The sequence below is a fragment of the Streptomyces actuosus genome, from assembly GCF_016921115.1.
GTDB lineage: Bacteria > Actinomycetota > Actinomycetes > Streptomycetales > Streptomycetaceae > Streptomyces > Streptomyces actuosus_A.
Window position 1 is genome coordinate 1 of sequence record NZ_JAFFZS010000066.1, and the last position, 13,428, is coordinate 13,428.

Genomic DNA, 13,428 nt, shown 5'->3' on the forward strand with positions numbered 1-13,428 from the left:
GCAGCAGCAGACCAACAGCGACCAACGCCAAGTCGACTGGCACTTCACCACCGACGACGCACGCGTGAAACTGCGCCACCTCTACCCAACATCACAGCAAAAATAAGCCGCAACAATCTACTAGGACAGTTGTCACCACCGGGGTGCGGCGGTTCACGACGTCGGGCCGCCCCGGATACCCGGGCCTGCCGCGGAGGAGCCCTCCGGGACGTCCGACCGCGACACCCTTGCCTGCCCGTCCACCCGGTCGGCCCGATCGAGACCGTGCCCTATCGGCGCGGCCGGGTGGATCAGGCGTTCTTCGCGGGTTCAGGGCGGGTCAGTCGGTCAGTCCGGCCGCGGTCCGGGTGAGGTGCCGGGTCAGCACCTCGACCGCGGTGTCGGCGTCGCGGGCCAGCGCCGCTTCCTCCAGTCGGCGGTGTTCGCCCACGTGGTCCCGGTCGGGGTGGCGGTGGGCCGACCAGCGGCGCGCCAGTTCGCTCGCGGTCCACATACGGTCGAAGGTCTCCAGCAGGACCGGGTTGTCGCACCCTTCCAGCAGCGTGCGGTGGAAGACACGGTGGGCTTCGGACCACGCGCCGCTGTAGTACCCGCCCTCCTCCGGCCCATGGACCGGGGTGCGGGCCAGGCGGTGGTGGGCGGCTCGGACGCGGGCCTCCCAGTCGACATCACCGCGCTCGATGGACATGCGCAGCACAACCGGTTCGACGGTCCGGCGGGCCTCCGCCGTCTCCTGCCATCGGCGGTCGGAGAACGCCGGGACGGCGAAGCCGCGGTTGGGCAGCCGGTCGGCGAGACCCTCGCCCACCAGCCGCACCAGCGCCTCGCGCACCACGGCCAGACTCACGCCCTGCTCCTTGGCGAGGTCCTGCGGCTTGAGGGCGTCGCCGGGTCCGTGGTCCCCGCGCATGATCGCGTCCCGCAGGCGCGTGTAGGCCTGCTCGGAGAGCATCTGCTTCCCCGACGAAGCCGAGCTGTGTGCCGTCTGGGTCATAGCGGCAGCATAGACGATCCGGCTAATAATCGATTATCGTGCGCATAGTCGATCGGGCGGGCACATGGTGGCGCTGCTGCGTCACATCTCCCGTCCCGCCGACCACGTCACCGCCACCCCACGGCATTACCTGAAAGGAACGACGCGATGAGCGCCGACGACCCCTTCGCCCGCCTCCCCGAGGCGGCCTCCTTCTCCGTGACCAGCACCACCGTCACCGACGGTGCCGCCTGGCCGCCCGAGCAGTTCTCCGGCATCTTCGGCATACCCGGCGGAAAGGACGTCTCCCCGCAACTGTCCTGGAGCGGAGCCCCCGCGGGCACCCGCAGCTACGCCGTCACCGTCTACGACCCCGACGCCCCCACCGGGTCCGGGTTCTGGCACTGGGCGGTCGCCGACATCCCCGCCACTGTCACCGAGTTGCCCGAGGGCGCGGGCGACGACACCGGCTCGGGCCTCCCAGAGGGCGCCGTCCAGCTCCCCAACGACGCCCGCGCCACCCGCTTCATCGGCGCCGCGCCGCCGGCCGGGCACGGCACGCACCGTTACGTCGTCGTGGTGCACGCCCTGGACGTGGCCTCCGTCGGCGTGGCAGCCGACGCCACCCCGGCCGTCCTCGGCTTCACGATGGCCGGACACGTCCTCGGCCGCGCGGTCCTGACCGCCACCGCCGAGACCCCCGCCTGAGACGCCGCATGTCCGGACTGATCGACACCGCGGAGATGTACCTCCGCACCGTCCTGGAACTCGAGGAGGAGGGCGTGGTCCCCCTCCGGGCACGCATCGCCGAGCGCCTGAGCCAGAGCGGCCCCACCGTCAGCCAGACCGTCGCCCGCATGGCGCGCGACGGCCTGCTGCACGTCGCCGACGACCGGCATCTGGAACTGACGCGGGAGGGCCGGCGGCTCGCCACGCGGGTGATGCGCAGGCATCGGCTCGCGGAGTGCCTGCTCGTCGACGTGATCGGGCTGGAGTGGGAGCTGGTCCACACCGAGGCCTGCCGGTGGGAGCACGTGATGAGCGAGGCCGTGGAGCGTCGCGCCCTCGCGCTGCTGGGGCACCCCCGGGTGTCGCCGTACGGCAATCCGATACCGGGCCTGGGGGAACTGGGCGAGACATGCGTGACGGAGCCGTTCCTCGACGACGGCATGGTCAGCCTCGGCGACCTCGCGCCGGGCCCGAACGCGGCGAGCGCGGTCGTGCGGCGCATCGGGGAGACCGTCCAGACCGACGCCGGGCTGATGCACGCCCTGCGGCACGCCGGGGTGCGGCCCGGCGCGGTCGTGGACGTGACGTCGTCGCCCGGCGGCGTATCGGTCCGCGGCGGCAGCGGGCGGGCCGCCGACCTCCCCGCACGGACCGCGGCGCACATCTTCGTCGTCATGCGCTGACCCGTCCGGGCAGCACCCCACTGCCGCGGCAGTGCCCCGGCGGGTTTCATCCGGTTCCGTCGGGGCGTGCGTGCCACGACTCGAACGCGACACTCGCCCCCGGCCGCCCCGGCCCGGGCTCCCCCGGCTCGTGCGGTCGGCCGCAAGCTTGGGAGGGGCGTGATGTCGAAGCTTCACGGAGTCTCGGGCAAACGTGGCTCGGGCCTCTGCTGAGCCACCCCCCTTGGCCCCCCTCTCGCCTACCGCGACAGCAGACCGACCCAACGCTCAGTAGCAGGCGGGCGGGCAGTGACGACGCCGCTGCACCACAAGCGCACCAGATCGAGCGGGGAGCAACGGGGAATCACGGTGAAACGCGGCCAGGCCCGCTGGGACCGCTCAGCAACGTTGGCCCAGGTCAGCGCCCAAGCCGCCCCCAAGCGCCCGCAGCTTCCCAAGCTGATGGCGTGAGGCGTGCCTGGAGCGAGGTGGGGAAGTGTCGTGGGTGATTCGGGCGTTTTGGCTTCAAGGCTGGGGTGGTGTTTCTACCCTGGTGTTCTTTCCGAGCCGTGGAGGTCGGGGGTATCAAGTGGGTGCCGAGAGCGTGCAGTTGGTTGAGCCGGCGGGTCCGGCGGTGACGGCCGCGGTGGGAGCCTACGGGGCGGCGGTGTTGACCCGGGCGCAGGATGCTGCTGCCGAGGCGACGGTCGGTCTGGGGCAGCGGATCCTGCAACTGCTCTGGCCACACGGGGACGAGGCGGACCGGACAGAGGTGGAGCGGGTCGTGGGCGAGGCTGCCGACGAACAGGATGATGCCTACTCCTCGGCTGTGCTGGGCCGCCTGCTGAGGCGCGCGTTGCAGGACGATCTGGGACTGCGGGAGGAACTGCCGGCCATGTTGCCCGCTCCGGCCGCGGGCACGCTAACCATCACGGCGGCTGGTGAGCGGTCGATCGCCGCGCAGCACATCGGCACCGCGATCACCGGTGACGGTCACAACCCGCCTCGGCCATGAGCACGGACGAGGCCGCGTCCGCGCCGCAGATCAAAGCGGCTGCGGACCGGTCGATAGCCGCCCAGCAGATCGGCACCGCCATCACCACGGGTGACGTGGTGCTGCCTGCTTTGGCGTTGCAGACGGCGGAGACAGTCGCTGCGGCGCCGGGCACCTCGAACCTGCCTCCGTCGCCGCTGTGCCTGGGCCGTCAGGAGGAACTGGCCTGGCTGCGGCGCACCCTGACTGGGCGGCGTGAAGGGGCGATCACGCACAGCGGGACCGTGCACGGGCTGGGCGGGATCGGCAAGAGCACGCTTGCCCTGCATTACGCCCACCGTCACCGAGGCGACTACACCCTGATCTGGTGGATCAACGCCGCCTCGCCCGATGAGATCGAGACGTCCCTGGCCGGTCTCACCCGGACACTGGTTCCCGGCTGGGCCGCCACGGCCGGGCGTGGGGCGCAGGTGGCGTGGGCCCGGCAGTGGCTGGCCTGGCATCCCGGCTGGCTCCTCATCTACGACAACGTCGAGGACCCCGACGATCTTGCCCCCTATGTCGGGGCACTCCATCAGGGGCACTACCTGGCCACCAGTCGCCGCACCCTCGGCTGGCCCGACACCTCCCCCACCCTGCCCCTGGGCACCCTCCACCCCGACGACGCCACCACCCTGCTGTGCCGTCTTGTCTTCAAGGACACCACGCCCACGGCGCGGCAGCGGGCCGATGCCCACGCTCTTGCCGCTGACCTGGGGCATCTTCCGCTCGCGATCAAGCAGGCCAGCGCCTACCTCGCCCAGAACCGTGGCATCAGCCTCGACGCCTACCGCCGCCGTCTGGGCACCAAACTCGCCAAGGCCGCCCACGGCATCGACGCGGAACGCACCATCGCACGCATCTGGAACCTCACCCTGCACACCCTGGAGCAGGAGGATCCGCTGGCCGTTCAGGTGCTGCACACCGCCGCCTGGCTCGCCCCCGACGACATCCCCCACACCCTGCTCACCCCGCCCGGCACCGACCCGGACGACAGCGCCGAAGCCATCGGCACCCTGGCCGCCTACAGCATGATCACCACCACCGACACCACCCTCAGCATCCACCGCCTGGTCCAAACCGTCCTACGCACACCCCGACCCAGCGACACCCCGCAACGGCCCCGGCACCTCCAAGGACGCGACAGCGCCGAGCAAGCAGTCCTCCATAGCCTGGCACCGCCTCACGGCCAGGAAAGCACCACCGACAGCCAGTGGGACACCCTCACCCCACACCTCGTCACCCTCGCCGCCACCACCCCGACCGGACACCGCAACGCCCCGCTCACCGACGCGTACAGCACCATTGCCGACCGCCTCCATCATCAAGGCCACACCGCCCGCACCATCCCCCTGTTCGAGGCCGTCCTCGCCCAGCGCAAGCAGGTCCTGGGCGACGCCCACCGCGACACCCTGACCAGCCGCAACAACCTCGCCAGTGCTTACCAGGCGGCGGGGGATCTGAAGCGGGCCATCCCTCTGTACGAGGCCACCCTCACCCGGTACGAGCAGGTCTTGGGCGACACCCACCCCGACACCCTGACCAGCCGCAACAACCTCGCCACCGCCTACTACGCCATTGGAGATCTGGCGCGGGCCATCCCCCTGCTGGAGACCACCCTCGCCCAGCGGGAGCAGGTCTTGGGCGACACCCACCCGGGCGCCCTGGCCAGCCGCAACAACCTCGCCGGTGCCTACCGGGAGGTGGGGGATCTGGGGCGGGCCATCTTCCTACTGGAGGTGGCCCTCACCCAGTGCGGGCAGGTCTTGGGCGACACCCACCCGCACACCCTGACCAGCCGCACCAACCTTGCCGGCGCCTATCAGGCGGCGGGGGATCTGGGGCGGGCCATCCCCCTGCTGGAGACCACCCTCGCCCAGCGTGAGCAGGTCTTGGGCGACACCCACCCCGACACCCTGACCAGCCGCAACAACCTCGCCACCGCCTACTACGCCATTGGAGATCTGGGGCGGGCCATCCCCCTGCTGGAGACCACCCTCGCTCTGGGCGAGCAGATCTTGGGCGACATGCACCCGAGCACCCTGCAAAGCCGCCACAACCTCGCTGGCGCCTTCGAGGCAGCGGGGAACCTGAGGCGGGCCATCCCCCTGTACGAGACCAGCCTCGCCCAGCGTGAGCAGGTCTTGGGCGACACCCACCCGCACACCCTGACCAGCCGCACCAACCTTGCCGGCGCCTACTACGCGGCGGGGGATCTGGGGCGGGCCATCCCCCTGTACGAGACCAGCCTCGCCCAGCGTGAGCAGGTCTTGGGCGACGCCCACCCCGACACCCTGACCAGCCGCAACAACCTCGCCACCGCCTACCACGCGGCGGGGGACCTGAGGCGGGCCATCCGCCTGTACGAGGCCACCCTCGCCCAGCGTGAGCAGGTCTTGGGCGACACCCACCCGCACACTGTGACCAGCCGCACCAACCTCGCAGCCGCCCGCACTGTACAGCAGAGAAGTACAGCAACCTCAGTAACCGACCACGGCCGGCAACCGCCCGCAGAGACTCGTTAGCGACCTCTATGACCCCCGTTGACCGATCTCTGTAGAGCTACGGATCAGAAGGCTTTCGAACCGGCCGACAGGGGGAGCCAGGGCACTTCACGCAAAGAACCGCCCACCACTCCTGAGCAGGGAGAAGCCTGGCCACCAATATCCCCGGCAGGACACAGGCAAGAAGTCGCCTTAGGTTGCGTCCCGTGGTGAATCCGGGAGGTTGTGCCACGCGTGGCCACATCCCCCAGCGCAGTACAGCGACCGCCTGCGGGTGTCCGCGATCCTGAAGAGGGCGACGAGCAGGCGGAACGACTTGGTGAGTTCGTAGGCCGGGAGTGCTTCCATCCCGAAGCGCCACTTCGTCAGCATCACTGCCGGCGTGTGGGTGGGGCGGATGCCGGAACGCGCGATGCTCTCCGGCACGTCCTCCTCGCAGGCGCGGGCTTGCCCGCAGAACAGCACCAGTGCGTGAAGGACCTTGCGCTGGTCATCCTCCGAGAGGCCGTCGAACCACTCAACGCCCTCGGTCACCGGTCTACGCCCCTGCGCGAGTCCGTTCAGGATCACCTCATGTGCGTACAGCACAGACTTCCACCCCCATCGTTCAGACCGACGGTACGCGCACGGGCCACCCGCGAGCAGCAAGGGTGCCCCGGGCACCGGCAGTGCCGACCAGGTTCCAAGCCGTCTGTTCGCCTCGTGCCACAGTCGTGCCAGATACAAGGGTCAGCCACGGTCAACAGGGCTGTCTCGCAGTTGAGTTCTCGGTGGCCCGACCAGGTAACGAAGCCCCAGGTCAGCGCCCCCGCTCCCCCGCCTCTCTCCTAAAAGTGGGGGTTTGGTAGCCGGGTCAACGGCCCGAGATCACCTCTTGGGCCGTCCCTGGGCCGTCCGAGGTCAAACAACGCCGACCAACAATGACAGAAGCCCACGGCGTCCGAGCTGGTCAGAGCCGTGGGCTTCTTCAGTCTCGCTGGTCGGCGAGAGCGGTGATCAGTAGACCGGCTTGTGCGGTTCGATCTGGTTGACCCAGCCGATCACGCCGCCGCCGACGTGGACGGCGTCGGAGAAGCCGGCGGACTTCAGGACGGCGAGGACTTCCGCACTGCGGACACCCGTCTTGCAATGCAGGACGATCTTCTTGTCCTGCGGGAGGGTCTCCAGGGCGGTGCCCATGAGGAACTCGTTCTTCGGGATCAGCCTGGCGCCCGGGATGCTGACGATCTCGTACTCGTTCGTCTCGCGGACGTCGATGATCTCGATGTTCTCGCCCTCGTCGATCCACTCCTTGAGCTGCTTGGGAGTGATCGTCGCGCCGGCCGCGGCCTCCTGGGCCTCCTCGGACACGACGCCGCAGAAGGCCTCGTAGTCGATGAGTTCGGTGACGGTCGGGTTCTCGCCGCAGACCGCGCAGTCGGGGTCCTTGCGGACCTTGACCTGGCGGTACTGCATCTCCAGGGCGTCGTAGATCATCAGACGGCCGACCAGCGGCTCACCGGTGCCGGTCAGGACCTTGATCGCCTCGGTGACCTGGATGGAGCCGATCGACGCGCACAGCACGCCGAGGACGCCGCCCTCGGCGCAGGACGGGACCATGCCGGGAGGCGGGGGCTCCGGGTAGAGGCAGCGGTAGCAGGGGCCGTGCTCGGACCAGAACACGGAGGCCTGGCCGTCGAAGCGGTAGATCGAACCCCACACGTACGGCTTGTTCAGCAGGACGCACGCGTCGTTGACCAGGTAGCGGGTCGCGAAGTTGTCCGTGCCGTCGACGATCAGGTCGTACTGGCTGAAGATGTCCATCACGTTGTCGGCTTCCAGCCGCTCCTCGTGAAGGATCACGTCCACGTACGGGTTGATGCCCTTCACGGTGTCCCGCGCGGACTCCGCCTTGGAGCGGCCGATGTCGGCCTGACTGTGGATGATCTGACGCTGCAGGTTGGACTCGTCGACCTCGTCGAACTCCACGATGCCGAGCGTGCCCACGCCCGCGGCGGCCAGGTACATCAGCGCCGGCGAGCCCAGGCCGCCGGCGCCCACACAGAGCACCTTGGCGTTCTTCAGCCGCTTCTGCCCGTCCATGCCCACGTCGGGGATGATCAGGTGGCGGGAGTACCTGCGGACCTCGTCTACGGTGAGCTCGGCGGCCGGCTCGACCAGGGGTGGCAGCGACACGGGGACTCCGTTGGTCGGTCAATCACTACGGTTGTTCTGCCGTAACACTGCCACGTGCTTCTTCATTCCGAGACACCTGTTCCGATGCGCGAGACGATTTCGTCCCAGAAGCCGGGCATGGTCTCCCAGGGGTCGGCCCGTCCGCCGCGATCCGTACGGTCGGTGAAGTAGATCGTGGCTGCGCCGTGCCAGCGGGCGACGCGCAGTGCCTCCTCCAGGTGGGGACGGGGAACTCCGTGGACGAAGTGGCAGAAACGCTCCGGGGGATGCTCGGCGGTCCACTCGGCCGCCTGCGACCAGCGGTAGTCGTTCCAGGCGCCGGCGAAGGTCACCATCTGGTCGGCGATCTCGGCGTAGCCGGCGTACGGATGGATACCGTGCCCGAGGACGATGTGGGCATCCTCACTCAGGCCGCGCAGCGCGTCGACCGTGCGCCGGAGGACGGGGAGTTCGGCGCGTCCGGCGGGGCAGCGCCGGAGGAGGAAGCCGTCGACCCGGTACCAGTCGAGGTACCGCTGCGCGTCGCCCCGCACATCGCCCTGCGCGCGCAGCGCGAAACCGGTGTCGAGACGGCCGAGGACGCGGACGCCGGCGTTGCGCAGGCGGCCGGCGGCCTCCAGGCACTGCGGGTCGGGGCGGGCACCGGGCCCGTCGGCGACGTCGAGGACGACCCAGTGCAGGGGGGCTCCGGGCCGGGCGAGCTCGGCCCACTCGGCCGGGGCGAGCAGGGGGTGCGCCAGGCCGGGCACGCCGAAGCCGGCACGGATGTCGGTGCTCTGGGTGCCCGCCGGGGTGCTGGTCAGATACGGCATGCCGCCTCCATCCAGATGTCGGCGAGGGACTCCTCCAGGTTGATCCGGGGCCGCCAGCCGAGCCGGTCCCGTGCGGTGCGCACATCGGCCTGCTGCCAGCTGCCGCAGCCGTCGGGGTAGGGGAAGGCGACGGGCGCCGGGTGGTCGGAGTCGGCGCGAGGGTGGCCGATGGACGCCCGCAGCGGTCCGGGGGGCCCGTCGAGTTCGTGGAGGGCGCCGCCGTAGCCGGCGACGCGGGCGAGGACGGCGGCGGCGTCCCGCAGCCGGACGGCACGGCCGGAGCCGATGTTGATGACGCCCTGCGCGGCCGACAGCGACGCGGCGTGCACGGCCCGGGCGACGTCACGGACATCGACGAAGTCGCGCTGGACCCCGAGGCCGCCGAGCTTCAGTTCTCCGTCCCCGGACTGCATGGCGCGGCGCATGGCCTCGGCCAGCCGGCCGAGCGGGGAGCCGGCCGGGGTCCCGGGTCCGGCGGGTGAGAAGACGCGGAGGACGACGGCGTCGAGACCGGAGCCGAGGACGAGTTCGGTGGCGGCGAGCTTGCTGACGCCGTACGGACCGCCGGGGCGGGGCACGGCGTCCTCGGCGGTGGACGAACCGGGCTGGCTGGGGCCGTACTCGGCGCCGCAGCCGATCTGCACCAGGCGGGCCCCGCATCCGCTGCGCCGCAGGGCCTCGCAGACGGTGGCGACGGCGACGGTGTTGTGCCGGGTGAGTTCTCGGGCGCCGCCGCGGGTGGCGCCGGCGCAGTTGACGACGACCTGGGGGTGGACCGCGTCGAGGAAGCGGGTGAGTGCTCCGGGGCTGCCGGTGGCGAGGTCGAAGCGGACGTCGGCGTCGTCGCCGCGGCCGAGCGCGGTGAGCTGGACGGCCGGGTCGGCGAGCAGGCGGTCCGCGACGAAGCGGCCGAGGTAGCCGTTGGCTCCGATCAGCAGGACCCTCATCGCACGGCTCCCCGGGCCGGGTCCTCGGGTCGGGACGTGATCATCTGATGTTCTCCTTCGGGGTGTTCCGGTGGTGTGCGGCCCGGCGCCGGTGACGTGGGGGGCGGATCACCGCGGGTCGCTCGGGCGTACGTGGGCGGACGCGCGGGAAAGGGTGCGCGCCGCGTGGGTCAGCAGGATCAGGGCGCCCGTCCCGCACACCAGGGCCGGCACGCTGCCGGGGCCCCAGGCCGCCACGAGGGTGTCGACGGGGACCGCCAGGAAGCCGCAGCCGGGCAGGCGGGCCGCGAGGACGCCGGCCGTGGCGGCGGCCTCCGCGGCGGCGGCCGCGGTGAGGACGACCGCGGGGGCGTGGGTGAAGCCGTGGATGTGGAGGAGGCGGGCGAGCAGGAGGAGGGCGCCCAGTGTGAGGGCCTGGGCGTAGTCGGCGGGTTCGTCCAGGACCGCGGCGCAGACGGCGACAAGGGCCGTCAGGAGACCGAGGTACAGGGCGATCGCGCTCGCCAGCAGCGGGCGTACGGCCGCGGCGAAGTCCGTCAGCTTGCGGCTGGCGGCCATTCTGCGGCGGGCTCCTTCGGCGAGGACGTGGGCGGCGAGGGCCGCGGGCAGGCAGGACAGGGCGAGGGCGAGCACGGGGACGGCGGTCAGCGGCCAGGGGCCGTCGGGGGTGCCGTCGGGCAGTCCGTCGGGTCCCCCGTGGACGGCGGCGCGCAGCAGGGCGTCGCCGAGGGCGGCGTAGCCGAGCAGCCACCAGACGCGGGAACTGCTGCCGGAGGGTCGCCGGTCGCTCCTCGCACGCTCTCCCGAGCTCAACGGCCCGCGGGCGAGAGCCGCGCGGACGGCGAGGACCAGGGCCAGGAGGCCGACGGCGGCCACGTACAGGCGGGCGCGCCCCTCCGTGAGGTGCAGTCCGGCCACCGTGGCGGCGGCGAACGCACCCGGAAGGGAGGCGAGCAGCAGCCGGCCCGGGTGCGGCCGGGCGGTCTCGGGGGCGGTGAGCGCGTCGGCGGCGGGGGTGTCTCCGCCGCGGGGCACGCGCGCGTACATCTCCTCCGCGAGGGAGAACACGTCCCGGTGCCGGAAGCGCGCGGCGGTGCGATCGGTGACGCCGTGCGCCTCCAGACCTGCCGCGATCTCCAGCGGGTCGACCGCCCGTTCGCACAGTTCCCGGTGTCGGTGCATCAGGGCCTTGACGGGGTCCGCGCCGCCCCGTCGGCGGGCGGTGGACCGGTGGTCCGGTCCCGCGGCATCGCGGTCCGGGACCCGGCCGGCCTGCGCGGCCAGCGCAGAGACGGCCTCGCTCCGGGAGGCCGGGACGGGGACGGCTTCGCGGTGCGTGTCCGGCGCGGGGGCGCCGCCGCTGGAGGAGGCCGAGACGCGAGCGGCATCACTCTGCGTCGCCGAGGTCGCCGAGGCGGAAGCACCGACGGCCGACGCGTCCGGACCGGGACCGCCGTTCCGTTCCGCCCTCGCGACGTGGGCACCGGGGATGTCGACGCGCGCGGCGTGCACGGCGCCGCCCTCCGTGCCCGGGGCGGACGGGCTGCCGGTCTGCGCACCCTCGGCTGCACCCGCGCCGAGGGCCGCGCCGGGCGCGCCGTCGTGAGCGGGTGATCCGTCGGGCGTGGGCGCGTTTCTGGGCGCGGGCGGGTGCAGCAGGGCCTCCGAGCGGGGGTCCCAGGCGGCCGCGCCGGCCGGGGTTCCCGGGCGGTCCAGTTCTCCGAGGTCGCTCATCGCGCTCCCTCCCCCGCGGGCGTCGGCACCGACGCGCGGACCGGTGGTCCGGCCGCCCAGGCCGGTCCGCCCCGGGCCACCGCACGGGTGCCCGGCGCGGTCCAGCGGCCGGGCACGTGCGCCTCGGCGGGCACGCCGAACGGCAGGGGCTCGCCGGTGTCGTCGACGACGACGCGGTCGACCGGGCAACTGGAGACGAGCTCCAGGTAAATGCCGTGAAATGCTGCGATGTTCTGCTCGGCGGTGAACAGTTCGAGGGCACGCGCGCGTGCGGCGGCGCCCAGGCGTGCGCGGCGCTCGGGGTCGCGCAGCAGCGCCACACAGGCCTCGGCGAGCGCCCGCGGATTGCGCGGGGGTACGACGACCCCCGTGCCGCCGATGACCTCCACCACCGCGCCCACGTCGGTCGACACGGTCGCGCGCCCGCAGAACATGGCCTCGACCAGGCCGACGGGGAAACCCTCGACGACGCTCGACAGCACGTTCACCGCGCCGGAGGCGTACGCGTCGGCGAGGGTGGCGGTCTCGGGACCGCCGATCTCCTCGAAGGAGACGGGATTGCAGCCCACGGCGTGCAGTCCGTCGGCCTCGTCGGGGAAGAGCTGGGCGGCGAGCACACGGCAGTGGCCGAGATAGGCCTCCCCCTCGGCCCCGGCGCCGGTGGCGACGAAGCGCAGGCGGGCCTTCGGCTCCTCCTTGCGGACCTCGGCGAACGCGTGCAACAGCGAGACGAGGTCCTTGGCGGGTTCCACCCGGCCCACCCACACCAGTGTGTCGGGCTCGTGGCACTCGGACGACTCCCCGACCTCGGCGAAGCGGGCGGCGTTCATGCCGGGGTAGACCATGCGGACCTTCGCGGGGTCGGCGCCGCACCGCTCCTGCCAGCGGCGGGCGTGGGCGTTGCCGGGCGTGACGCGGGCGGCCCGCCCGTAGACCTCGGCGGCGAGCCGGCCGTGGAAGGCCGCGAGCAGGGCGCGGACGGCGGGCGCGTCGTCCGTGCCTTCCCCCTGCCGGGCACCTCCGGGGGCCGGGGCGGCCCCGGAGGCCAGGTAGTGCGTCCGCAGCCGCACCCCGTACTCGGTCACCAGCAGGGGTACGCCGAAGAAGTGGGCGGCGAGCAGGCCGGGCAGGGCGGCCGTGCCGCCGGAGGCCGCGTGGCACACGTCGACGGCGCCGAGACCGTCGTCCTCGTACCAGTCGAGGGAGAGGGGGCGCAGGGCTCGCTCCACGTGCCCCGCGACGGTCAGCAGGTCGGGGACGCGGGCCTCGCGTGCGGTCCGCAGTGCGCCCGGCGCGCGGCAGGCACGTTCGAGGGCGCGCACCGCTCCCTCCGAGCGGAGGGCGCGGACCAGGCCGCTCTCGTCGCGGGCGAGTTCGGCCAGACCGTAGAGCGCGCTGCTGAAACGGTCCGCCTCGGTGGTGCGCGGGACCCTGCCGGGTTCGCCGGACGGACCGTCGGCGCCCGCGGCGCACAGGGCCGTGGCGAGTTCCCCGTAGTGCTCGGCGAACCGCCGGCGCGCCCGCCGGCCCGGTGCAGCCCCGTCGTCCTCCGCCGTCCACAGGGGCGCGGTACGCACCCTGCTGACATGAGGCGGCAGCGGGACCCAGCCCTCGTCCTCCTGGCGCTCACTGCGGCTGAGCGCGTAGATGTCGAACTCGTGCTGCCCGAGCCCGCGCACGAGCCGGTCGCACCACAGCCCGGCGTCACCGCTCACATACGGATAGCCACCCTCCGTAAGCAGTCCGATGCGCACGAGTACACCCCCGATCTCCCGTTTGGGGAGCCGCCGTTGGCCCGGCGGCTCGCAGCGGGACGAACGTATGCGGACAAGGCGGTGGCGGGGGGGGGGGGGCTGGGG

At 72.2% G+C, this 13,428-nt stretch carries 11 protein-coding genes; 4 read left to right on the top strand and 7 right to left on the bottom strand.

The genetic code is table 11. The features are described 5' to 3' along the window. Positions 1-319 precede the first annotated feature (319 nt). Positions 320-994: a GntR family transcriptional regulator gene (locus tag JS756_RS34970; protein WP_205387300.1), complete on the bottom strand. Its 675-nt coding sequence runs from the start codon at positions 992-994 to the stop codon at positions 320-322. A gap of 147 nt (positions 995-1,141) precedes the next feature. Between JS756_RS34970 and JS756_RS34975 the strand changes: the two genes are divergently transcribed. The 4 genes from JS756_RS34975 (at position 1,142) to JS756_RS34990 (ending at position 5,922) form a co-directional block, all read left to right on the top strand. After that, on the top strand, positions 1,142-1,681 hold the full coding sequence (locus tag JS756_RS34975) for a YbhB/YbcL family Raf kinase inhibitor-like protein (protein ID WP_205387301.1): 540 nt from the start codon (positions 1,142-1,144) through the stop codon (positions 1,679-1,681). Between the two features lie 8 nt (positions 1,682-1,689). Beyond that, a complete protein-coding gene (locus tag JS756_RS34980) occupies positions 1,690-2,385 on the top strand; it encodes an iron-dependent transcriptional repressor DtxR (protein ID WP_205387302.1) in 696 nt (231 codons plus the stop codon). A 568-nt stretch (positions 2,386-2,953) separates the two neighbouring features. Beyond that, a complete protein-coding gene (locus tag JS756_RS34985) occupies positions 2,954-3,379 on the top strand; it encodes a hypothetical protein (RefSeq protein WP_205387303.1) in 426 nt (141 codons plus the stop codon). Then, positions 3,376-5,922 carry a tetratricopeptide repeat protein gene (locus JS756_RS34990; protein WP_205387304.1) on the top strand — a complete coding sequence of 849 codons (2,547 nt, stop codon included), beginning with the start codon at positions 3,376-3,378 and terminating at the stop codon, positions 5,920-5,922. Before JS756_RS34985 ends, JS756_RS34990 begins: the two co-directional genes overlap by 4 nt. A 171-nt stretch (positions 5,923-6,093) precedes the next feature. Here JS756_RS34990 and JS756_RS34995 read toward each other — a convergent pair whose 3' ends face one another. The 6 genes from JS756_RS34995 to JS756_RS35020 all read right to left on the bottom strand — a co-directional run bounded on the left by JS756_RS34995 (position 6,094) and on the right by JS756_RS35020 (position 13,323). After that, positions 6,094-6,489, bottom strand: a complete 396-nt coding sequence (locus JS756_RS34995; RefSeq protein WP_205387305.1) for a DUF5958 family protein — start codon at positions 6,487-6,489, stop codon at positions 6,094-6,096. A 408-nt stretch (positions 6,490-6,897) separates the two neighbouring features. Then, positions 6,898-8,076, bottom strand: coding sequence for an adenylyltransferase/sulfurtransferase MoeZ (gene moeZ / locus JS756_RS35000; RefSeq protein WP_205387306.1), 1,179 nt, complete (start codon positions 8,074-8,076; stop codon positions 6,898-6,900). Positions 8,077-8,138: 62 nt separating this feature from the next. After that, on the bottom strand, positions 8,139-8,888 hold the full coding sequence (locus JS756_RS35005) for a spherulation-specific family 4 protein (RefSeq protein ID WP_205387307.1): 750 nt from the start codon (positions 8,886-8,888) through the stop codon (positions 8,139-8,141). Next, a complete protein-coding gene (locus tag JS756_RS35010) occupies positions 8,876-9,835 on the bottom strand; it encodes an NAD-dependent epimerase/dehydratase family protein (protein WP_205387308.1) in 960 nt (319 codons plus the stop codon). The genes JS756_RS35005 and JS756_RS35010 overlap by 13 nt, the downstream gene beginning before the upstream one ends. Positions 9,836-9,943: 108 nt before the next feature. Continuing rightward, positions 9,944-11,119, bottom strand: a complete 1,176-nt coding sequence (locus JS756_RS35015) for a hypothetical protein (RefSeq protein ID WP_240204839.1) — start codon at positions 11,117-11,119, stop codon at positions 9,944-9,946. A 446-nt stretch (positions 11,120-11,565) separates the two neighbouring features. Next, positions 11,566-13,323, bottom strand: a complete 1,758-nt coding sequence (locus JS756_RS35020) for a DUF3492 domain-containing protein (protein ID WP_205387310.1) — start codon at positions 13,321-13,323, stop codon at positions 11,566-11,568. Between the last annotated feature and the right edge of the window lie 105 nt (positions 13,324-13,428).